Below are 20,723 nucleotides of genomic sequence, written 5' to 3'. Positions count from 1 at the left end.
TTAACCCTGTCCGATCAGCATGAGTTGCAGCGCGGCACGCCGGGCCGTGTCTTCTAGCCCGATCCGACGCAGGGTGGCGAGCGCCGCGGTCAGGTCGGCGGGATTGCCGCGCGCGCCGCTGTCAAACAGGGTGATGCTGCGCAAGATCACCTCGCCCAGCTGTCCGGCATCAAGCGCCTTGCGCAGCGATTGCGGCGCTTGCACCCCGGCGGAAAACCCGTCGGTGATGGCGCGCGCGCGCTCGTCCGGCGGGGCGGTGCGGGCCGGCTCGCCCTGGGCCAGCGCGGCGAGAAACCGATACTCGGGCGTGTCCTCGGGCATCTGCTGCGCGGCGGCCTCGTATTGCGGCGACAGCAGCCGGATCTTCCAGGCCAGCACAGCGGCGGCACCGTCGAGCGGATGCTCTGCCAGCCGGTCGGCAAAGAGATGGGCAAACGGCACCTCAAGCCCTGCAGCCTGGATCTGGGCCCAGACCGGCGGCAGGGTCTTGGCCACTGCCGCAACGCTGCCGGTGGTCAGGGCGGTGTCGAACCGCTGCACCGCCGCAACCCGATCCCAGATGCCGCCAGAGGCCGCCGGTGCGCGTTCGGTATAAAGCCCAAGCAGCTTGTTTGGGTTGAGCGCGCCAATCCGCGTGAGCCGTTCGGCGGCCTCGATCTGGGCCTTCCAGCCCGCCAGATCGCGAAGGTCTGCATTGGCAAAGGCGCGCGGCAAGCGGGTGCTGGGCAAACGTTCGCCAATCGCCTCGTACAGGCGGAAGGTCAGCGGATCGGGAGAGGTCGGCGCCGGCAGCGGGGGCGCGCCTTCAAAGATCTCGGGGCTGAGGAACCGATCAAGCAGGTCGAGTTGTAATGGTGGCAGCAGGTCCAGCGCATGGGCGGTTTCCAACGTCAGAGCGGCGGTCTGCCAATCGCCAGCCCGCGCGATACAAAAGATCGTCGCGGCATAATCGGGCGAGAGATAGGGCCGTTCCTGCAGGGCGGCGCAGCTGTCATCCTCTTCGCCGGTCAACAGCGTGGAATCAAACCAGCGCCGGAACAGCGCGCGCGATTGCATTGGCCCGGCAAGCTCGGCCAGCGCCAGCGCCGGGTCCGTTGCGCCCAGATCAATCAGCCGGTCGATCTGGGCCAGCAGCAGCCCCTCGGCCTCCGCGTCCGAGGCTCCCATCGGCGGGCGTTTTTCGGCCAGCAGCAGGGTGTAGAACAGCGCTTGCATCGCCGGGCTGTTCTTGACCGGTGCGTCGGCGATCAGCCGGGCGACCTGGCCTGCGTCGCTGCCATGCCACAGATCGACCGGCAGGCCGGTCACGTTCGGCGGCACCAGACCAAGGGGGGCAGCCAGTTCCTCCAGGGCGCTGACCTCGATCTCTGGACGCAGCGCATGGGCCGCCACCGGCGGCTCCAGCAGGACCGGGCCGGGCAGGGTGGAGGGGCGCGCCTGACCCAGCCAGTCGATCACCGAGAGCGGTTCTTGCGCCAGCGCTGCCAGCGGCAAAAATATCGCGATCAGGGCCGCCTTAGTCCGCATTCAACGTCACCGGCAGCCGCACTTCGGCCAAGGGCGGCGAGAAATCCGCGCCGAACCATGGCCCCAGATAGGCATAGCTGACCAGCCCTATCGCGGCCAAAATAAGAAGGTAAAACAAATACTTGACCAATCGCCCCATGGCTATCCCCTTGCTCGCGCCTTTGGTGTTTTGAACAAGTTATATATGGCCTTTTGGGCAAGATCACGTCATTCACTACAGAATGAGCGAAATTGAGCATAGCACCGCCTCCGATGACACCACAGCCCCGGGAAACGGGCCGGGGCGGCTGAAGAAAACCATCGTCATGGTCGGCATGATGGGGGCTGGCAAGACTGCCGTGGGCCGGGCGCTGGCCACGCGGCTGGGGGCGCCGTTCCTGGACAGCGATCACGAAATCGAAACCGCGGCCAACATGACGATCCCCGAGATTTTCGCCCGCGACGGCGAGGCGTTCTTTCGCAAGAAAGAGTCCCAAGTGATCGCGCGCCTGCTGGTGGATGCGCGCGGCGTGCTGTCCACCGGTGGCGGCGCGTTCCTGTCCGAGGCGAATCGCGCGATGATTTCGCAAAAGGGCGTCTCGGTCTGGCTGAATGCGGGACTTGACGTGTTGTGGAACCGGGTGCGGCACCGCGATCACCGCCCGCTGCTGAAAACCGAAGATCCCTATGCCACGTTGAAGGCGTTGTACGACGCGCGGGTGCCGTTTTATGCCGAGGCCGATCTGATGGTGCGCTCGGATGCGCAGACCTCGGTCGAGGGGGTGGTTGACCGGGTGCTGGCCGCGTTGGCCACGCGCCCCGATGTGTTGGAGCCGACAGAATGAATGCCGAAAACCTGAATGAAACCGTCCATGTCGATCTGGGCGCGCGTTCCTATGATGTGGCCATCGGACCGGGGCTGATCGCCGAAGCGGGCGCGCGGATTGCGCCGCTGCTTGCGCGCAAACGGGTTACGGTGCTGACGGATGAGAACGTGGCGGGGCTGCATCTTGAGGCGCTGCGCGCCGGGCTGGCCTCGGCCGGGATCGAGATGACGGCGCTGGCCTTGCCGCCGGGCGAGGCGACCAAGAGCTGGCCGCAGTTCACCCGCGCGGTAGAGTGGCTGTTGGACCAAAAGGTCGAGCGGCGCGATGTGGTCGTGGCCTTTGGCGGTGGGGTGATCGGTGATCTGGCCGGTTTTGCTGCGTCCGTTTTGCGCCGGGGGGTACGGTTCGTACAGATCCCTACCTCGCTGCTGGCGCAGGTGGACAGTTCGGTCGGGGGCAAGACCGGGATCAATACGCCCCACGGCAAGAACCTTGTCGGGGCATTTCATCAACCCTCGCTGGTGCTGGCCGATACGGAAGTGCTTGGCACCCTGAGACCGCGCGATTTCTTGGCTGGCTATGGCGAGGTGGTGAAATACGGGATGCTGGGCGATGCTGGCTTCTTTGACTGGCTTGAGGCCGAGGGGCCGGCGCTGGCGGCGGGCGATATGGGCGCACGGGTGCGTGCCGTGACCCGTTCGGTGCAGATGAAGGCCGATATTGTTTCCCGCGACGAGACCGAGCAGGGCGACCGCGCGCTGTTGAACCTTGGGCACACCTTCTGTCACGCGCTGGAAGCGGCGACGGGCTATTCCGACCGGCTGCTGCATGGCGAGGGCGTGGCGATCGGCTGTGCGCTGGCGTTCGAGCTGTCGGCGCGGCTGGGCCTGTGCAGTCAGGAAGATCCGAGCCGGGTGCGCGCGCATCTGCGCACGATGGGAATGAAGACCGATCTCAAGGACATCTCCGGGCCGCTGCCGGATGCGGCCGGGCTGCGCGATCTGATGGCGCAGGACAAGAAGGTGGTGGATGGCCAGCTTCGGTTCATTCTCGCCCGCGGTATCGGCGAGGCTTTTGTCACTGCAGACGTGCCGGGGGAGGCGGTTCTGACCCTGCTCAAGGACGCCTTGGCGGAGCGCTAGGGGCGTTGCCCAAGATCTGTGCGCGACCGCCTTGCGGCGTTTCGGTGTTTCAGTGGATCGGGGCAAAAGATCACGTGATCAGCGTCCGTTGATCACCATCAGCTCGCCGACATTCTCGCGGGTGACATAGCCGATCATGTGCCCTTTGCTGTCGGTCACCGTCACCGCCGGCGCCCCCTTGTACAGCGCGTCCAGAACCTTTTCCAGCCGGGTGGTCAGGGGCAGGCTGGGGATGTCGGTCTGCATGATTTCGGCGACGGGCCGTGTGCGCGGCCCCTCCTGCGCAAGGGCTGCAAACAGCGCGTTTCGGGTGACGAATCCTAGGAACGTCCCGTCGGTGTCGATCACCGGAAATTCATGCTGGGTGCTGTGCACCAGCGCCGAGGCCGCTGCCTGCAGCGTGTCGGCGGGGGTCAGGCTTTCGTAACTGGTGATGGTGGCGTCGCGCGCGCTCAACTGTCGGGCCACGGCGCGCATGGCCACATCCTGACTTTCCGCATTGGCGGCGACAAAGACAAAGACGGCGATCAGGATCAGCATCGGGTTGCCGGTGCTCATCCCGGCGAAGCCGAACAGAAAGGCCACGATCTGCCCCGCCGTTGCCGCCACCCGGGTGGCGCGCACCCGGTCCATGGTCATGGACAACAGGGCGCGAAACACCCGCCCGCCATCCATCGGAAAGGCCGGGATCAGATTGAACAGGGCCAGAAACAGGTTTACGAAGGCCAGCCGACCCAGAAATCCGGGCCCGGTCAGGTCCAACGCCGCGGCGGAGTCCAGTGGCAATCTGGCGCCGGCCAGCATCAGCACCGCCCAGATCACCACATTGACCAGCGGTCCGGCCAGCGCGACAAGGATTTCCTGCCGGGGGTTTTCCGGCATCCGTTCCAGCCGGGCCATGCCACCAATCGGCAACAGCGTGATATCCGGCGTCTTGATGCCATAGCGGCGCGCGGTCAGGGCATGGCCGAATTCATGCGCCACGACGCAGGCGAACAGGGCGATGACAAAGAGCACATTCTGCACCGCGCCGGACCAGCCCGCATCGGCGTAGGCGGCATAGCCCACCCAGGCCAGCAAAAGGAAAAAGGTCACATGGATCCGCAGGTCCGACCCGAACAGCCTGCCGATGGAGAAAGACCAACTCATGTCATTGCCTCATGCCGGAAAATGAAATCGGGGCGAACCCGTTGGTCCGCCCCGTGATCCGTTCAGAACGGAATTTCGTCGTCCTCGATATTGCTCGACGGGCCGCCACGGCCGCCGCCCGAGGGCGCGCCACCATAGGAGTCATCCTGCGGGCCGCTGTCATAGCCGCCACCTTGGGCGCCGCTATATCCGCCGCCGCCCTGGCCACCACCGCCCTGACTGCCACCACCTTGACCACCATCGCGGCCATCAAGCATCGTTAGGGTCGAACCAAAGCCCTGCAGAACGACCTCGGTGCTGTATTTGTCCTGACCGCTTTGATCCTGCCACTTGCGGGTTTGCAGCTGGCCTTCGATATAGACCTTGGAGCCCTTGCGCAAATACTGCTCGGCAACGCGCACCAAGCCTTCGTTGAAGATGGCGACCGAGTGCCACTCGGTCTTTTCGCGCCGCTCGCCGGTGTTGCGGTCTTTCCAGGTTTCGGAGGTGGCGATGCGCAGATTGCACACCTTGCCGCCGTTCTGAAAGGTGCGCACCTCGGGATCGCGACCCAGATTGCCGATAAGGATGACTTTGTTCACTGAGCCGGCCATGAGAGCCCCCGTCTTGTTTTGTCCAAATTGATGCCCGAATCTGTACGATCCTTGGAAGGGCACCCTATACATCAGGCAACAAGGTTGAAACATGGTTATCCGCCGTCGTCCGCGTCTGCGCTATCGTTTCAGGTGGCATTTCGGCTGGCGTTTCGGCTAGCGCTTTGAGTGGCGCTGAGCGGGTAACTTTTCTTTGACGGCGAAACATGTATAGTTGCGCCGGTTGATTACGTGTGGGGCGGGCCGGAATGCGGATGTGTGCGATCAGGGTTGTCTTGACGGCGGTTGTCGGGTTGGTGAGCGTCGCCGCACCGGCGGGGGCGGATATTTTCGCGACCCGGGGTCAAAAGAGCCTGTTCAAATCGCAGACCCGCGTGCTCGATACCCGCGCGGCGATACAGTACAATGATTCCGTGCGTCTTCAGCCCCCGTCGGTCCATACGCCGAGCAAATGGGGGCCATTGCCCTATACCGGCAAGTACAAGGGCGAATACCTTCATATGGCGCGCGCGGCGGCGCGACGTCATGAGGTGCCCGAGGAATTGTTCCTGCGTCTGGTCCAGCAGGAGTCGGGCTGGAACCCGCAGGCGAAATCGCACAAGGGCGCGCTTGGGCTGGCACAATTGATGCCCGATACCGCGCGGCGGCTGGGGGTGAATCCGGCCGACCCCTATGAAAACCTTGATGGTGGGGCGCGCTATCTGTCCAAGCAATACCGCAAGTTCAAATCCTGGCGGCTGGCGCTGGCGGCCTATAACGCGGGCCCCGAGGCGGTCAAGAAACATGGCGGTGTGCCGCCCTATGACGAGACCCAGAACTACGTCAAGATCATCTGGGGCAGTTGACCTCTGCGTCCCGGTCCGGTTCGGTCCGGGGTGGGCGCACACCACTGCTTTCCTTTGTGGTATTACCTGACTACAACACTCAGATATAAGTGAGTGGACAGGAGAGTCGGGCATGGGATGGGCGACGCGGATTGGGGGCGCAGGTCTGGCGCTGGCCTTGGTGGGGCTTACTGCGCCGGTGGCGGCCGGGCAGGACGGCGAAAGCTGGGAGGCCTTGGGCGAGGCGCTGTTCTTTGATCCCAATCTGTCGCAGGACCGGACCCAAGCCTGTGTCACCTGCCATGACCCGAACAGCGGCTTCGTCGATCCGCGTGAAACGGATCTGGGCCGCGCGGTGTCGCTGGGCGATGACGGGCACTCGCTGGGTACGCGCAATGCCCCCACGGCCAGCTATGCGGCGCTGACCCCGCCGTTCCATCTGAACGCCAAGGGCAAATGGGTCGGCGGGCAGTTTCTTGACGGGCGCGCCACCGATCTGGCGGCGCAGGCTGGCGGGCCTCCGTTGAACCCGGTCGAGATGGCGATGCCGGACAAACTGGCGGTGGTGGCGCGGCTGCAGGAAAACCCGGAGTACGTCGCCACGCTCAAGACGTTGGCAGGTACGGATGTGTTCGACGACGACGCGCGCGCCTACGGTGCCATGACCCAAGCCCTCGCCGCCTATGAGCGCACGCCGGAGTTCGCCCCTTTTGATAGCAAGTACGACCGCTATCTGCGTGGCGACTATCAACTGACGCGGGAGGAGGATCTGGGCCGGTTGCTGTTCTTTTCGCAGCAGTTCACCAATTGCAACCTGTGCCATCAGCTGAAAACCAGCCCGGTGGACCCGGCAGAGACGTTTTCAAACTATGAATACCACAATATCGGCGTGCCGACGAACCCGCTGCTGGCGCATATGTCGGGGCCGGATCAGGGGCTGCGCGACAACCCGGCTGTGAGCGACCCGGCGCAGGCGGGAAAATTCAAGGTGCCCACCCTGCGCAACGTGGCGGTGACGGGGCCGTATATGCACAATGGCGTCTTCACCAACCTGCGCACGGTCGTTCTGTTCTATAACAAATACAACTCAAAGTCCGAGGCGCGCCAGATCAACCCCGAGACCGGGCAGCCGTTTGCCCCACCAGAGGTGGACGGCACGCTGTCGATGGAGGAGCTTACCACCGGCCCGGCGTTGGAGGACGACCGCATCGACGCGCTGGTGGCGTTCCTGAAAACGCTGACCGATGCGCGGTACGAGGGTTTGGTGGAGTAGGGGGAATCCGCGCAAGATGCAGAAGATGCCCAGTCCTTGCCCGAAACGGACCCCCGTTGGCGTGTTGATCCGTAACGAGAGGCAATGCAGGTCAGGGGGCTATGCGCAAAGAAGCTCTTTTGCATTCTTGACGTGCCGGTGAACCAATCTCTTTTGCATGATGTGCGATGGGATTTCGCGCGCTGGGACTGCGCAATACTCAAGACCAACGGCCTCTGGAAAAAGCGTCATACATTCGAGCCACGTTTCGGTATGAAGGGTCTTTCGCGTTTGCGGGCCCATCAAAAAGCTCTCGGTCGGGGCACCCTCAGCGAAAATGACTTCGTGGTGGTCAAATATAAGGTGGAAATATTCAACGCTGTCGACAGTCTTGTCCACCAGAATGCCGGGCAGCGCCGTGAGCCGTATCGCGGCAACGAGAACCGCCGTGGAGCCGAACATCCGTTTCACAATGCTGGACTTTGCGACCATGCGGTGTTGCCGGGATACGGCCAAGTCTCTCTTGGGTAAGCCTGACCCCATTGCGCCGGCCATGATCCGTATCGGGTAGAGCTTTGCGTTCTGGCGAAGCTCTTGCGGCCCGATGGTGCGGCTCAACGCCAATTTCAGGTCTTGAAAGCCATGGTCTTGTGTCAGCACGTGATCGCCCGATTTCAACATCTCTACCGGCACGTCGCCTCGATCTGTGGTGATCAAGGTTCCACGGGTAAAACATGTCACGCCGGTTTGTTCTTGTATTGAAGAGGCTGACGCTCCCTTGAGGCCAGACAGGCCGGTGATCGATCCGCCAAGCGCGGTATTGTCGCTATAATCGCTGTCGTCGGATTGGTTCAGGATGTTGTCATCTGCAAGGTCTGCCCGAAGTTCTGTACTGTTCGTGTAGAATTTGGACAGATCAATAAAGTCGTTGTTGGTGTTGTCACCATCGTCGGAATTTGTGGAGCCGGTGCCAAAATCGGTGATGGTGTCGTCGCCATCCCCGGCATTGAACTCAAAGATGTCATTCCCGCTTTCGCCGGAAAGGGTGTCAGCCCCTGATCCGCCCGAAATTGTATCGTCGCCATCCCCACCTGTGATGATGTCATCGCCAGCCAGGCCATGAATCGAGTCCGGGTCATGTCCCCCATCCAGATCGTCGGCCTCAGGTGTCCCGATGATGGTCTGTCCGTCAGCCGCCTTTGGCACCAGGTCGCCGTCGTCCCTCATGGTGTCGATGTCAGAGTTCCAACTCAGATCCCCGAGCAGACCACCTTCTGGGAGGCCGGAGAAATCAACAACCATCGTTGTATAAAGATCCCCCGCCGCCGGGCTTCCGGTCAGATTTACAATGCCTGAGTAGGCCACATTAATCTCACCGGACATCTCTTCGTAGTCCGGGTTCAAATAGAACGGAAAGCCATTTTTCGAACCCGGCGTGGATCCATCGAGAGGGTCATCGTCAATCGCGAAGGTCGTATCGAAGACTGAGCTGGCCGGTTGAAGGTCGATTTGCAGCGATGTCAAAAGCTTGGTCGTCGTTAGCTCATGCCAACTCCAGCCGTAAGACATATTGATATCTGTACCAATGGCTCCACCCTCGGTGTACGGGTCAAAGGCTTCCCATGTCAGGGTTTCGGTGGTGCCGTCAGCATATGTGGCGGTGACCTGGGCCCCTTCCAGATTTACGCCACGTGAGGTGGTATCGGCGCGAATGCCATGGGCCGTTTCGTGCGGATTTTCGTCAAGCCTATCAATATGAATTGTGGGCATATTCCAGACTTCCTTTTGCGGGGTCCAGTCCAATGCAAAACGTCTTCATTGTTGAACAATAAAGTTTCATTTGGGCTGCACCCTGAAGTGGCCAGTAAAATTTGGCTGCTACGTTAAGATTTTTTTCTAAACGAACGAAAGGGTGCAAGAATGACGGCGCCAAGAAAAATTTCAGACGAATTTAAGGCATAGGTGCCGTTTCAGGCGGCGCGTGAGGGCGCGACGGCTCAGGAACTCGCCGACAAACGCCAGCTTGACCGGTCCTCAGCGGGGATATTGGCACATGACGGAAGACTGCTTTCGCAATGCTGCGCCGCACTGGCAAGGCCCCGTTCAGCGCCCAATGATCCTATCGCCTCACTCTGCGGCGATCTTGATCACCGGCTCCATCTCGGCCAGCTTTTCGTCGCTGAGGTGGCATTTCACCTGATGCCCTTCCGAGAGCTCGCGCACCTTTGGAACCTCGCGGTCGCACAGGCGGTTGGGCACCTGATCCTTCCAGCGGCAGCGGGTCTGGAACGGGCAACCGGGCGGCGGGTTCATCGCCGAGGGAATGTCGCCCTCCAGCACGATATGGGTCTTTTGAACCGAGGTATCGGCAATCGGTACCGCCGAAAGCAGCGCCTCAGTATAAGGGTGATAGGGCGGGCTGAACACCTGATCGGTGGTGCCCAGTTCGACCACATGGCCGAGATACATCACCATCACCCGGTCGCTGAGATAGCGCACGATCGACAGGTCGTGCGAGATGAACAAAAGCGTGGTTTTCTGCTCGCGCTGGATCTCCATCAACAGGTCGGTGACGGCGGCTTGCACCGAGACGTCCAGCGCCGAAACCGGTTCGTCCGCGACCACGATGCGGGCATCCCCGGCAAAGGCGCGGGCGATGCCGACTCGCTGTTTCTGCCCGCCCGAAAGCTGTCGCGGCATCCGATCGGCAAAGGCGCGGGGCAGTTTGACCAGATCGAGCAGCTCCAGCATGCGCGCCTTGCGTCCGGCTTCGCTGTCACCGATGCCAAAGATCTCCAACGCGCGAATGATCTGGCGGCCCACCGTCATTGACGGGTTGAGCGTGTCAAACGGGTTCTGGAACACCATCTGAACCTCGCCCACGGTCTTGCGGTCGCGGGCCTGAATCGGGATCTGTTCGATGTTGCGCCCATCCAGCAGAATCTGCCCCTCGGTCGCCGTCTCCAGCCCCATCAACACCTTGGCAAAGGTGGACTTGCCGCAGCCGGATTCCCCGACGATCGCCAGCGTCTCGCTTTCGCGGGCCTCGAAACTCAGCTCTTCATTGGCCTTGACCACCTTGTGCGCGCCGCCCCCGAACAGCGCGTTTGCCGCCACCTCGTAATATTTCTTGAGCTTGTCGATCTTCAGGATAACTTCGCCGATCTCACCTTTTTCCTTGCTCTCCATCAGATCGGGCGGGGCCTGCCAGTCGATCTCCTGAAACTTCAGACAGCGGGTGGCGTGGCGGTCGTTGCCGGGCACCGGCGACATCACGATCCCGCCTGCGTCGCAACGGCCGGCCTCGAAGTAATCGCAGCGCGGGCCGAAATTGCAGCCCCGCGGGCGTTCATGCGGCAGCGGAAAGTTGCCCGGGATCGCCTTGAGCGGATGGGCGTTCTTGTCGGCGCCGGGCAGCGGGATCGAGCGGAACAGCGCCTGCGTATAGGGGTGCTGCATCTCGTCGAACACATCTTCGATGCTTCCACGCTCCACCGCTTCGCCGGAATACATCACGCAGATCCGGTCGCAGGTTTCCAGCACCAGCCCAAGATTGTGGCTGATGAACAGCATCGAGGTGCCGTATTTCTTGCCCAGATCCTTGACCAGTTCGACCACGGCGGCCTCGACCGTCACGTCAAGCGCGGTGGTCGGCTCATCAAGGATCAGCAGCGATGGCTCCGACATCAAGGCCATGGCGATGACGATGCGCTGTTGCTGCCCGCCCGAAAGCTGGTGCGGATAGGAATTGAGGATGCGTTTGGGGTCGGGCAGCTTGACGTCGGTCACCACCTGAAGCGCGCGCTCCAACGCCTGCGCCTCGGAGGCGCCCTGATGGATCATCGGCACCTCCATCAGCTGGCGGCCGATCTTCATCGCCGGATTGAGGCTCGCCATCGGTTCCTGATAGATCATCGCGATCTCGTTGCCACGGATCCGGCGCAGCTCATCCTTGTTCATCTCGCCCATGTCGCGGCCCTTGAACTTGATCGAGCCGCCAACGATCTCTCCGTTCTTACCCAGATCGCGCATCACGCCCAGCGCCACCGTGGATTTGCCGCAGCCGGATTCCCCGACAAGACCGACTGCCTCGCCCGGTTGCACCGCGATCGAGAAATCCATCACCGCCGGAATTTCCCTGAGCCGCGTGAAGAACGAGATCGACAGTTTGTCGATTTCAAGGATCGGGCCGTCATAGTCGGGTTTCGGCATGTCACTCTCCCAGTCGGGGCAGGGCAGGTCTCCCTGCTTCTTCTTGGTTCAAATACTCAAGTTCTTTGTTCATATCCTCGGGGGGCCCGCCCTCAATCCTTGAGACTTTCCTCGCGCAACCCGTCTGCCAGCAGATTCAGCCCCAGAACCATGCTCAACAGCGCCAGCGCCGGGGGCAGGGCAGGGTGCAGGTAGATCGACAAAAGCTTGCGGCCCTCGTTGATCGTGGAGCCCCAATCGGGGCTTTCCGGCGGCAGGCCGAGGCCGAAAAAGCCCAAGGTGCCCAGCAGGATGGTGGTATAGCCGATGCGCAGGCAGAAATCGACGATCAGCGGCCCGCGCGCGTTGGGCAGGATCTCCCACAGCATGATGTACCACGGCCCTTCGCCACGGGTCTGGGCGGCGGCGACATAATCGCGGGTCTTGATGTCCATCGCTAGCCCGCGCACGATGCGGAACACGGTGGGCGAATTGACGAAAACCACCGAGACGAACACCACAAGGATGCCACCGGGAATGTCGAACAGGTCCAGCATCCTTGGCAGCGCCGGGATCGAGATCGTGGCGGAGTCCACCAGATAGCCATCCGAAGAGATCAGCGACAGGTACAACCAGATCGCTACCCCCAGCACCCCGATCATCAACGGCGTGCGGAATTTCGGCCGGGTGTGATAGCGCGAATTCAGCAGCACCGCGATGAACGCGATGGGAAAGGCAAACAGCACCGCTGCCATGTAGTTTGGCACGCCGGTATTCACGATTTCGGGGGTCACCAGCAGGTAGAACAGCAGGATCACCGGAAAGGCGAGGATCAGGTTGGCCAGGAACGACAGGAAGGTGTCGAGACGGCCGCCATAGTATCCCGCCGGCAGGCCCAGCGTGATGCCCACCATGAAGGCAAACACCGTTGCCATCGGCGCGATCTGCACCACCACCCAGGCGCCTTTGACCATGCGGCTGAACACATCGCGGGCCAGGTTGTCGCCGCCCAGCAGATACCAGGCATATTCGCCCGCCTCAGCCCCGCGCAGCGGTGTGCCCGGCACCTTGTTCTTCATGCCCGAGGCCTGTCCCAGCGGATCATGGGTGATGATCAGGTCAAGCGCCCCGAAAATTCCGGTGAAGACCCAGAACATGACCAGCGCGAAGCCGATCATCCCGATCGGGCTGTCGAACAGCTTGCCATAGAGGCCCAGCCGCCGCTTGAACGCGATCGAGACCGCGAACAGGAGGATTAGCGCGATCCAGACCGGGGTGAACTGGTACAGCACGCGGGCGATGATTTCGACTGTGGTGAGAGGGTCCATCTGTCTGTTTTCCTCTCAAGAAATCCGGATGCGCGGATTGAGGTAGACATAGCCGATATCCGATATCAGCTGCGTCGCCAGAACCACGATCACCGAGACCACCGAAACCGCCAGCAGCAGTTCGATGTCATTGTTGCCGGCGGCCTGCACCAGCGTCCAGCCAAAGCCCTTGTAGTTGAACAGCGTCTCGACAATGACGACGCCATTCAGCAGCCAGGGGAATTGCAGCATGATCACCGTGAAGGGCGCGATCAGCGCATTGCGCAGCGCGTGTTTCATCACGATGTTGCGGAAGGACACGCCCTTAAGCCGCGCGGTGCGGATGTATTGCGCCGTCATCACCTCGGTCATGCTGGCTCGCGTCATCCGGGCGATATAGCCCATGCCATAAAGGGCGATGGTCAGCACCGGCAGAAAGAAGTTCTCGAAATTGGCGCTCTCCATCGCGCTGGTGGCAGTTCCCTTGAACCACTTCAACCCCACCGTCGAGGACGCGAAGACGGCAATGAAGATCACACCTGAGACATATTCCGGCGTCGCCGTGGTGACGATGGAAAAGGTCGAGAGCGTCCGGTCCAGCGGAGAGCCTTCGCGCATCCCGGCCAGAACCCCGACCAACAGCGCCGAGGGCACCATCAGCACCAGTACCCAGAACATCAGCTTGCCCGTGAGCCCAAGCCGCGTCGCGATGATGCCAGAGACCTCGTCGCGAAACACCGTGGAATAGCCCCAGTCACCCTGCAGGATGCCGCATAGTTTGCGGCTCTGTGCGGCCTCTTCGGCGGTGACGGTGCCGCGCAGGCAGCGCCCGGTCACCCCGTCCTCGCCCACATGGGTCCAGCCCGGCATCACGCCAAGCCACTGGCCATATTTCACCGGCAGAGGCTGCATGTACCCATGGCTGCCAAGCCAGCTTTCCACCGCCTCGTCGGACATACGGAAATTGCCCTGCGTCTTGGCCAGCTTTTCCAGGTTCGGATAGAGGTTGGTGAGAAAGAACACGATGAAGGTCAGGCACAGCGCCGTCAGGATCATCACGCCGGATCTGCGCAGGATGAACAGTCCCATAGGGCCCCCTGTTGCTCAGGCTATTTATCGGCCCGTCTTGCGGGCGTATTGGTGGCGACGCGCGCAAGCGCCGCAAGGATTGGGGCCGCCCCGTGCAGGGCCGACCCCGAGGGAGTGCGTATCAGGCCGCCCAACCCCATTTATAGTGGTGATGCTCATAGGTGATGTGCATGTCGGTGCCCACCAGTCCCTCGCGCATGTGGCGATAGAGCGAACGCCAATAGGGTTGGATCGTGACGCCCTCTTGCTGGATCAGCGCCTCGCCCTTGGCGGCGATTTCGCGCCGTTTGTCGGCATCGGCGATGGCCAGCGCATCTTCGAGCAGCGCGTCGAACTCCGGATTGGCCCAGCCAAACTCGTTCCAGGCCTCGCCCGAGCGATAGGCCAGCGCCCAGATCTGCACCCCCAGCGGGCGGTGGTTCCAGTTGGTCGAACTGAACGGATATTTCACCCAGTCGTTCCAGAAGGTGTTGCCGGGCAGCACCGTGCGCTTGACCTTGAAGCCGGCGTCGCGCAGCTGGGCCGCCACGGCATCGGTGGTGTTCTTGCGCCAGTCGTCGTCGATCGAGACGATTTCATGTTCGAAATCCATCATCCCGGCTTCTTCCATCAGGGCGCGGGCGGCTTCTGGATCGGCCTTGATCGGCGGCAACTCGGCATATTCGGGGTGGATCCGGCACACGTGGTGGTTTTCGGCCACCTCGCCGCGGTTGCCATAGCCCAGTTCCAGACAGATCGCATTGTCGACGGCCATCGAAAGCGCCTTGCGCACACGCGCGTCGGCATAGGGTTTCTTGCCGTCGATCTCGGCCAGCTGGTTGGGCCGGATCACCACGGTCGCGGCGGTCACCACCTCGGACTGCACCAGACCGATATCGTTCATGATGTCGATGAATTCCCCCACCGATTCATACAGCATGTCGACTTCTTCGGATTCGATCGCCGCCAGCCAGGCCGAGGGATCGGTGCCGTAATCGATATACTCGATGGTATCGAGGTAGGGGCCTCCATAGACGGCAGTGCCCCACCAAGGATGATCGGTGAAACGCTCCAGCGTGGCGCCGACGCCGACTTCCATCCGGGTCAGCTTGTAGGGGCCGGTGCCGATCAGCTCGTTCGGCTCGGCGGGGTCATAGCTCGAATGCACCACGGCGGCCGGATAGTCAGCAAGGCCGGGGATGATCGAGATGTCCGGCGTCGCGCACTTGAGCAGGATGGTGGAGGCATCGACTACGGTGATGGCGCCGTCGCGGGCCTTGCCGGTGTCGGGATCGACCAGCGAGGCGACGCGTGCGGCCATCGAGTTGCCCTCGACTTCTTTTTCGCACCAGCGTTCGAAGTTGCGGGCCACATCCTCGGCGGTGAAATCGTCACCATTGTGCCATTTCACACCCTGACGGACCTTGAGCGTGTATTCGGTGGCGTCGGCGTTGACCGCCCAACTCTCCAGCAGTTTGCCGCGGAACGAGCCGTCGTTGTTATATTCGACCAGATATTCGCAGGTGCCGCTGGTGACGCAACCGATCTCGGACCAGTCGGCGGTGCGGGTATCTTTCAGCGCCTTGACCTGCATCTGCACCCGCAGGGTGCCGCCCTGTTTCGGGGTGGCGGCCTGCGCCTCGCTCGGGGCGGCAAGGCCGATCAGCCCATAGGCTGCGGCGGAGGAAACACCCAGTGCGGTCGAGCGCGTCAGAAACTCGCGGCGGCTAAGCTTGCCGTCCCGGAATTCCTGCGCATGCATATGCGCCGCCGGATGAATGCGGGTGGCGTGGAGTGTCGGGTTGTTCATTGAAATCTCCCTGTGAGGCCGTTTTTCTTTGCTGAAGAACGTGGGCATGGCCCAAGCGGACACGGGCGGACCCATGCGGAAATCGTCGTTGCGATTGCGAGGTTCCCCATGCCCTTCATTCGGCAACAGAAATTCGCATCCGTCAACGGTGCCATTTCACTATACAGTGTAAAAAAACGACATCAACAGGTCGCAAAGCGACAATGCGTCCCCAGCGCCGGACTACGCGGCGGGTTTGGCCATGCGACGCAATGCCGTCGGTGTTTTTTGCGTGTGCTGCTGAATGAACCGGGTGAAATAGGCGGCGCTGCCGAACCCGAGATGGCGGGCGATGTCCTGCACCGGCACATCGGTGGAGATCAGCAGTTGTTGCGCCGCATGCAGTTGTCGTTCGGTCAGAAGGGCGGCGGCGGTGCGTCCGGTTTCGGCGCGACAGACCCGTGTCAGGTGGGTCGGCGTGACCCCCAGTGCCTCGGCATGGTCGGCCATGCTGGTGCTGTTGGCATGGTCGTGCACAATCCGCTCGCAATAGGCCATGACCAGCCGGCGCGCGGCGCTTTGCTGCGGGGCGGGGTCATCTGGCAGGTGACGGCGCAACCAGATCGCCATCAATTCGCCATAGGCGTGCATCGCGGAATGATGCAGCGGGCGCGCGGCATTCTGTTCGCGCCCCATCGCCTCGAACAGGACGGTCAATTCGTTCTGCGCGGTCACGTCGCGAATCCGCAGGTGCTGCACCATCCGCGGCAGGGTCAGGGCGGCGGTGTCGGGGATCAGCAGCGCCTGCCCGAACCCGTTGCGCATCATTTCGATCGCCATCAGATTGCGGGCCGGGATGAACAGCGTGTTGTGGGTGCCGATGCCGCGCCGCGCGCCGTCAATCAGCGCCACGCCCTGACCGCGCGTGATCCAGATCAGCAGATGCTCGGCCCGGTCATGGGCAAGCTCAAGCTGCCAGGCGCCAGCCTTGCTGAGCTGCGCCAACGTCACGAGGCGGAGATCGTCCATATCGCTCGGATCAAAGGGCATCGGCACAAAAATGTCTGTTGGTGTCAGGGGTTATGACCCATTCACACCACAAATTCCGCCCCGGGACAAGCCGTGGCCTCAGCTGGCGGGGTGGATCGGCAGCCAATGGCGCATTTTCGACCGGAACCACGTGCGTTGGCGTTTGGCGAACTGACGGGTGGCGATGGTGGCGCGGGTGCGGGCCTCATCCAGCGGAATTTCGCCGGTGATATAGGCCATCAGTTCGGGCACGCCGATCGCCTTGAAGGCGGGCAGGGTAGGATCATAGAGGGCTTGCATCGCCTTGACCTCATCCAGCGCGCCTTGCTCCAGCATGGCGTCGAACCGGCGGGTGATCCGGTCCAGCAGCCAGTCTTTTGGCACGTCAAACACCAGCGGCACCGTTTCGGCCAGCGGCAACAGCGGCGGCGGGGTGTCGGCCTGCCAGTCGGCCAGCGAGCGTCCGGTAGCGCGCTGCACCTCCCAGGCGCGTTGAACCCGCATCCGGTTGTTCAGGTCAAGCCGCGCGGCGGTGCCGGGGTCAAGATCCCCGATCAGGGTGGCGAGCGGGATCTGGTCGGCCTCAGCGCGAAGATCCGGCGGTGTCGGCGGGATCTTGGCCAGCCCTTGCGTCAGGGCGGTGAAATACAGCCCGGTGCCGCCGACGATGATCGGACGTTCGCCGCCCTGCAGGATTTCGGCCACCTCGCGCAGCCAATGACCGGCGGAATACTCTGCGTCGCAGGGGACATGGCCATATAGCAGGTGCGGCGCGATTGCCTCGTCCTGCGGGCTGGGCCGGGCGGTGAGGATGCGCCAGCAGGCGAACACCTGACTGGCGTCGGCATTGACCACCACGCCGCCGCGCGAGCGCGCCAGATCCAGCGCCAGCGCCGACTTGCCCGAGGCGGTGGGACCGGCGATCAGCACCGGGCATTTGTCGGGAATATCGGGAAGCTTGTTCAACGGCTGCATGTCCATTTGTCCGAAAGGGGCGAATACCGCCGGTCACCGGTGCTTGCCGCATTGAATCTCGCGGCGATTTCCGACATTTTGCGCGAAAATAACCCCGTGCCGGAGTGAAGCGCAACATGACCTCTTCCCCAGAGACAGCCCAGCGATCCAAGATCAAGAAATACAAGCGTGTCCTGCTCAAGATTTCGGGCGAGGCGTTGATGAGCGATCAAGGGTTCGGTCTGCATCCGCCGACCGTTCAGCGCATCGCACAAGAGGTCAAGTCGGTGCAGGAGATGGGCGTCGAGATCTGCATGGTGATCGGTGGCGGCAACATCTTTCGCGGCCTCGCCGGATCGGCGCAGGGGATGGAGCGGACCACCGCCGACTATATGGGGATGCTGGCCACGGTGATGAACGCTCTGGCAATGCAATCCGCGCTTGAGGGGATCGGGGTCTTTACCCGGGTGATCAGCGCTATCCGCATGGACGAGGTGGCCGAACCCTATATTCGCCGCCGTGCGGTGCGCCACCTTGAAAAGAAACGGGTCTGCATCTTTGCCGCCGGCACCGGCAACCCCTATTTCACCACCGACACTGCGGCCACGCTGCGGGCCAACGAAATGGCCTGCGAGGCGATCTTCAAGGGCACCAAGGTGGACGGGGTCTATGACAAGGATCCGGAGAAATTCAGCGACGCCGTGCGCTATGACGAAGTAAGCTTTGATGATGTTCTGGCCAAGCGGTTGGGGGTGATGGACGCCAGCGCCATCGCGCTGGCCCGGGACAACAACCTGCCGATCATCGTCTTTTCGCTGGACGAACCCGGCGGCTTCCGGGGCATCCTGGCGGGCGAGGGCACCTATACAAAGGTGCACGGCTAAGGCTATAGATCGCGCAAACGTACAACGCACGAGCGACAATCCGAACTTTGGGGAGAGGGCAGCCATGTCCGACGATTTTGAACTCGATACCGACGATCTGAAACGCCGCATGGATGGCGCGATGGCCAATCTGCGCACCGAATTCGCTTCGCTGCGCACCGGTCGCGCCTCGGCCTCGATGCTGGAGCCGGTGATGGTCGATGCCTACGGCAGCATGACGCCGATCAACCAGGTCGGCACCGTCAACGTGCCCGAGTCGCGCATGGTGACGATCAATGTCTGGGACAAGGGGCTGGTCAACAAGGTCGAGAAGGCCATTCGCGAAAGCGGGCTGGGCATCAACCCGCAGATGAACGGCACCATCATCATGCTGCCGATCCCCGAGCTGAACGAGGAACGCCGCCGCGAATTGACCAAGGTCGCAGGGCACTATGCCGAACATGCCCGCGTTGCGATTCGCAACGTGCGCCGCGACGGCATGGACCAGATCAAAAAGGCCAAGGCCGACGGCATGTCCGAGGATGACCAGAAATTCTGGGAATCCGAAGTTCAGGATCTGACCAACAAGATGATCGTGGCGGTGGACGAGGCGCTGGACCACAAACAAGCCGAGATCATGCAGGTTTGATACGGATCATGTCGCGCGAACCAGCCCCTGATCGCGCACTCGTTGCCGATCCCACCCCGGAAACGGGGGCCCCGACGTCAGCTTTGGCGCGGGGGCCGCGCCATGTGGCCATCATCATGGACGGCAATGGCCGCTGGGCGCAGGCGCGCGGGCGACCTCGGCTGTTCGGGCACCATGCCGGTGCCCGCCGGGTCGGAGAGATTGTTCAAGCCTGCCCGGCGTTGGGGGTCAAGTATCTGACGATATTTGCCTTTTCGACAGAGAACTGGAAGCGCACCCAGGCCGAGGTGGCCGGGCTGATGAGCCTGTTCCGCCGCTACATCGCCAAGGAAATGCAGGTACTGGCGGCCAAGAACGTGCGTGTTCGGTTCATTGGCGACCGGGTGCGGCTGGACGCCAAGCTGATCCTGCTGATGGACCAGTTGGAGCACGAGACCGAAGGCAACGACGGCACCCATCTGACCATCGCACTGAACTATGGCGGCCGCGACGAGGTGGCCCGCGCCACCAAGCGGTTGGCGCAGGACGTGGCCGATGGCATGCTGCTGCCTGCGGATGTGGACGAGGAAACCCTGCCGAAATATCTGGATACCTATGTTTTGCCCGACCCTGATCTGGTGATCCGCACCAGCGGCGAGGCGCGGATCTCGAACTTTCTGCTGTGGCAATCGGCCTATGCGGAATATGAATTCATCGACACGCTCTGGCCCGATTTCACCGCCGAAGAACTGTCGCGCCTATGCCAGAGCTATGGCGCGCGCGACCGCCGGTTCGGGGCGGTCCCATCATGAGCGGGGCAGGGCAGTGGTCTGATCTGAGCGCGCGCTTGCTGTCGGGGCTGGTTCTGGCCGCTGCCGGCCTTGGTGCGGTCTGGGCGGGCGGATATTATTTCATTACTTTCGTTTCGGTGGTCACCGGGCTGATCGTGTGGGAACTGACGCGCATGGTGCTGCCGGGCGATGCGATCCGTGCGGTCCTGATGGGGCTGCTGGCCGGGGTGGCTGGTTTTCTGGCGATCTATTTCCCGGCCGGTGCCGCGCTGCCGACGCTGTTGGTCCCGGCTTTGGTGGGGTATCTGTGGCTGCCGCAGCATCGGCGTTTGTATGTGCCCTTCGTGATTTTCATTCTGCTCGCGGCCTTCGGGATGATGTCGGTGCGCAGCGAGTTCGGCGTCGTCTGGATGTTCTGGCTGGTGCTGGTGGTGGCAGGCACCGATATCGCCGGCTATTTCGCGGGCCGGATGATCGGCGGGCCGAAATTCTGGCCCAAGATCAGTCCGAAAAAGACTTGGTCGGGCACCGTTGCCGGGTGGATTGTGGCGATGATCGTCGGCGCGGGCATGATGGCGGTGACCGGGGCGGGGACGTGGCTTTTACTGCTGTCGGTGGCGACCTCGTTCGCCTCGCAGTTGGGCGATATCGCCGAAAGCGCGGTCAAACGTCAAAGCGGCGTGAAGGATTCCAGCGCATTGATCCCCGGCCATGGCGGGCTGTTCGACCGGTTCGACGGCATGCTGGGCGCGGCGATACTGGTTTTGATCGTGATGCAGGTGACCGGCTATCCGCCCGGACCTGTATGAA

Annotated in this window: 19 protein-coding genes; 8 read left to right on the top strand and 11 right to left on the bottom strand. The window is 62.4% G+C overall.

All coding sequences use genetic code 11. The features are described 5' to 3' along the window. Both E1B25_RS09905 and E1B25_RS22135 read right to left on the bottom strand, forming a co-directional pair. On the bottom strand, positions 1–1,527 hold the full coding sequence (locus E1B25_RS09905) for a hypothetical protein (RefSeq protein ID WP_132828854.1): 1,527 nt from the start codon (positions 1,525–1,527) through the stop codon (positions 1–3). Next, on the bottom strand, positions 1,517–1,666 hold the full coding sequence (locus tag E1B25_RS22135; protein ID WP_165937591.1) for a hypothetical protein: 150 nt from the start codon (positions 1,664–1,666) through the stop codon (positions 1,517–1,519). Before E1B25_RS22135 ends, E1B25_RS09905 begins: the two co-directional genes overlap by 11 nt. Before the next feature lie 82 nt (positions 1,667–1,748). Here E1B25_RS22135 and E1B25_RS09900 point away from each other — a divergent pair, with 82 nt between their 5' ends. Continuing rightward, positions 1,749–2,351 carry a shikimate kinase gene (locus E1B25_RS09900; RefSeq protein WP_132828853.1) on the top strand — a complete coding sequence of 201 codons (603 nt, stop codon included), beginning with the start codon at positions 1,749–1,751 and terminating at the stop codon, positions 2,349–2,351. Between the two features lie 11 nt (positions 2,352–2,362). Next, positions 2,363–3,475 (top strand): 3-dehydroquinate synthase, encoded by a 1,113-nt coding sequence (aroB, locus tag E1B25_RS09895; RefSeq protein WP_132829004.1) that lies wholly within the window; start codon positions 2,363–2,365, stop codon positions 3,473–3,475. 78 nt (positions 3,476–3,553) lie between these two features. Here the strand turns inward: aroB and E1B25_RS09890 are convergent, their stop codons facing one another. Both E1B25_RS09890 and ssb read right to left on the bottom strand, forming a co-directional pair. Then, the gene (locus E1B25_RS09890) at positions 3,554–4,624 is read right to left on the bottom strand and encodes a site-2 protease family protein (RefSeq protein WP_132828851.1); all 1,071 of its coding nucleotides are present in this window, start codon (positions 4,622–4,624) and stop codon (positions 3,554–3,556) included. A 62-nt stretch (positions 4,625–4,686) separates the two neighbouring features. Next, complete coding sequence (ssb, locus tag E1B25_RS09885) at positions 4,687–5,217, bottom strand: single-stranded DNA-binding protein (RefSeq protein ID WP_132828849.1); 531 nt, start codon at positions 5,215–5,217, stop codon at positions 4,687–4,689. Positions 5,218–5,471: 254 nt separating this feature from the next. On the opposite strand from ssb, the gene E1B25_RS09880 reads away from it, so the two are divergent. Together E1B25_RS09880 and E1B25_RS09875 are read left to right on the top strand one after the other, a co-directional pair. Next, complete coding sequence (locus E1B25_RS09880) at positions 5,472–6,062, top strand: lytic transglycosylase domain-containing protein (RefSeq protein ID WP_245510674.1); 591 nt, start codon at positions 5,472–5,474, stop codon at positions 6,060–6,062. 112 nt (positions 6,063–6,174) lie between these two features. Beyond that, positions 6,175–7,314, top strand: coding sequence for a cytochrome-c peroxidase (locus tag E1B25_RS09875; protein WP_132828845.1), 1,140 nt, complete (start codon positions 6,175–6,177; stop codon positions 7,312–7,314). A gap of 99 nt (positions 7,315–7,413) precedes the next feature. Here E1B25_RS09875 and E1B25_RS22130 read toward each other — a convergent pair whose 3' ends face one another. The 7 genes from E1B25_RS22130 to miaA all read right to left on the bottom strand — a co-directional run bounded on the left by E1B25_RS22130 (position 7,414) and on the right by miaA (position 17,658). After that, the gene (locus tag E1B25_RS22130; RefSeq protein ID WP_165937590.1) at positions 7,414–9,063 is read right to left on the bottom strand and encodes a Hint domain-containing protein; all 1,650 of its coding nucleotides are present in this window, start codon (positions 9,061–9,063) and stop codon (positions 7,414–7,416) included. 357 nt (positions 9,064–9,420) lie between these two features. Then, complete coding sequence (locus E1B25_RS09865) at positions 9,421–11,505, bottom strand: dipeptide ABC transporter ATP-binding protein (RefSeq protein ID WP_132828843.1); 2,085 nt, start codon at positions 11,503–11,505, stop codon at positions 9,421–9,423. Positions 11,506–11,597: 92 nt separating this feature from the next. Then, positions 11,598–12,812: an ABC transporter permease gene (locus tag E1B25_RS09860; RefSeq protein WP_132828841.1), complete on the bottom strand. Its 1,215-nt coding sequence runs from the start codon at positions 12,810–12,812 to the stop codon at positions 11,598–11,600. Between the two features lie 15 nt (positions 12,813–12,827). After that, the gene (locus E1B25_RS09855; protein WP_132828840.1) at positions 12,828–13,880 is read right to left on the bottom strand and encodes an ABC transporter permease; all 1,053 of its coding nucleotides are present in this window, start codon (positions 13,878–13,880) and stop codon (positions 12,828–12,830) included. Positions 13,881–14,001: 121 nt separating this feature from the next. Continuing rightward, entirely contained in the window at positions 14,002–15,669 is a 1,668-nt protein-coding gene (locus tag E1B25_RS09850) for an ABC transporter substrate-binding protein (RefSeq protein WP_132828838.1), read from the bottom strand. Between the two features lie 222 nt (positions 15,670–15,891). After that, positions 15,892–16,677: a helix-turn-helix transcriptional regulator gene (locus E1B25_RS09845; protein ID WP_245510673.1), complete on the bottom strand. Its 786-nt coding sequence runs from the start codon at positions 16,675–16,677 to the stop codon at positions 15,892–15,894. Between the two features lie 99 nt (positions 16,678–16,776). Then, the gene (miaA, locus tag E1B25_RS09840; protein ID WP_132828834.1) at positions 16,777–17,658 is read right to left on the bottom strand and encodes a tRNA (adenosine(37)-N6)-dimethylallyltransferase MiaA; all 882 of its coding nucleotides are present in this window, start codon (positions 17,656–17,658) and stop codon (positions 16,777–16,779) included. A gap of 110 nt (positions 17,659–17,768) precedes the next feature. Between miaA and pyrH the strand changes: the two genes are divergently transcribed. The 4 genes from pyrH to E1B25_RS09820 all read left to right on the top strand — a co-directional run bounded on the left by pyrH (position 17,769) and on the right by E1B25_RS09820 (position 20,722). Further along, positions 17,769–18,515: a UMP kinase gene (gene pyrH, locus E1B25_RS09835; RefSeq protein ID WP_132828833.1), complete on the top strand. Its 747-nt coding sequence runs from the start codon at positions 17,769–17,771 to the stop codon at positions 18,513–18,515. Between the two features lie 64 nt (positions 18,516–18,579). Then, entirely contained in the window at positions 18,580–19,143 is a 564-nt protein-coding gene (gene frr / locus E1B25_RS09830) for a ribosome recycling factor (RefSeq protein ID WP_132828831.1), read from the top strand. An 8-nt stretch (positions 19,144–19,151) separates the two neighbouring features. After that, complete coding sequence (locus E1B25_RS09825; RefSeq protein ID WP_132828829.1) at positions 19,152–19,934, top strand: undecaprenyl pyrophosphate synthase; 783 nt, start codon at positions 19,152–19,154, stop codon at positions 19,932–19,934. After that, positions 19,931–20,722, top strand: coding sequence for a phosphatidate cytidylyltransferase (locus E1B25_RS09820; protein WP_206338524.1), 792 nt, complete (start codon positions 19,931–19,933; stop codon positions 20,720–20,722). Before E1B25_RS09825 ends, E1B25_RS09820 begins: the two co-directional genes overlap by 4 nt. Position 20,723: the final 1 nt, after the last annotated feature.

The sequence above is a fragment of the Antarcticimicrobium sediminis genome, from assembly GCF_004348975.1.
In the GTDB taxonomy this organism is placed as follows: domain Bacteria; phylum Pseudomonadota; class Alphaproteobacteria; order Rhodobacterales; family Rhodobacteraceae; genus Antarcticimicrobium; species Antarcticimicrobium sediminis.
The sequence above is the reverse complement of the archived record's forward strand: the minus strand, read 5'-3'. Positions and strand labels throughout refer to the sequence as shown.

Excerpts from the sequence above, each read along its gene's own strand:
- E1B25_RS09905 (WP_132828854.1), bottom strand. The coding sequence starts at position 1,527 with ATGCGGACTAAGGCGGCCCTGATCGCGATATTTTTGCCGCTGGCAGCG.
- E1B25_RS22135 (WP_165937591.1), bottom strand. The coding sequence starts at position 1,666 with ATGGGGCGATTGGTCAAGTATTTGTTTTACCTTCTTATTTTGGCCGCG.
- E1B25_RS09900 (WP_132828853.1), top strand. The coding sequence starts at position 1,749 with ATGAGCGAAATTGAGCATAGCACCGCCTCCGATGACACCACAGCCCCG.
- E1B25_RS09890 (WP_132828851.1), bottom strand. The coding sequence starts at position 4,624 with ATGAGTTGGTCTTTCTCCATCGGCAGGCTGTTCGGGTCGGACCTGCGG.
- ssb (WP_132828849.1), bottom strand. The coding sequence starts at position 5,217 with ATGGCCGGCTCAGTGAACAAAGTCATCCTTATCGGCAATCTGGGTCGC.
- E1B25_RS09880 (WP_245510674.1), top strand. The coding sequence starts at position 5,472 with ATGTGTGCGATCAGGGTTGTCTTGACGGCGGTTGTCGGGTTGGTGAGC.
- E1B25_RS09875 (WP_132828845.1), top strand. The coding sequence starts at position 6,175 with ATGGGATGGGCGACGCGGATTGGGGGCGCAGGTCTGGCGCTGGCCTTG.
- E1B25_RS22130 (WP_165937590.1), bottom strand. The coding sequence starts at position 9,063 with ATGCCCACAATTCATATTGATAGGCTTGACGAAAATCCGCACGAAACG.
- E1B25_RS09865 (WP_132828843.1), bottom strand. The coding sequence starts at position 11,505 with ATGCCGAAACCCGACTATGACGGCCCGATCCTTGAAATCGACAAACTG.
- E1B25_RS09860 (WP_132828841.1), bottom strand. The coding sequence starts at position 12,812 with ATGGACCCTCTCACCACAGTCGAAATCATCGCCCGCGTGCTGTACCAG.
- E1B25_RS09855 (WP_132828840.1), bottom strand. The coding sequence starts at position 13,880 with ATGGGACTGTTCATCCTGCGCAGATCCGGCGTGATGATCCTGACGGCG.
- E1B25_RS09850 (WP_132828838.1), bottom strand. The coding sequence starts at position 15,669 with ATGAACAACCCGACACTCCACGCCACCCGCATTCATCCGGCGGCGCAT.
- E1B25_RS09845 (WP_245510673.1), bottom strand. The coding sequence starts at position 16,677 with ATGGACGATCTCCGCCTCGTGACGTTGGCGCAGCTCAGCAAGGCTGGC.
- miaA (WP_132828834.1), bottom strand. The coding sequence starts at position 17,658 with ATGGACATGCAGCCGTTGAACAAGCTTCCCGATATTCCCGACAAATGC.
- pyrH (WP_132828833.1), top strand. The coding sequence starts at position 17,769 with ATGACCTCTTCCCCAGAGACAGCCCAGCGATCCAAGATCAAGAAATAC.
- frr (WP_132828831.1), top strand. The coding sequence starts at position 18,580 with ATGTCCGACGATTTTGAACTCGATACCGACGATCTGAAACGCCGCATG.
- E1B25_RS09825 (WP_132828829.1), top strand. The coding sequence starts at position 19,152 with ATGTCGCGCGAACCAGCCCCTGATCGCGCACTCGTTGCCGATCCCACC.
- E1B25_RS09820 (WP_206338524.1), top strand. The coding sequence starts at position 19,931 with ATGAGCGGGGCAGGGCAGTGGTCTGATCTGAGCGCGCGCTTGCTGTCG.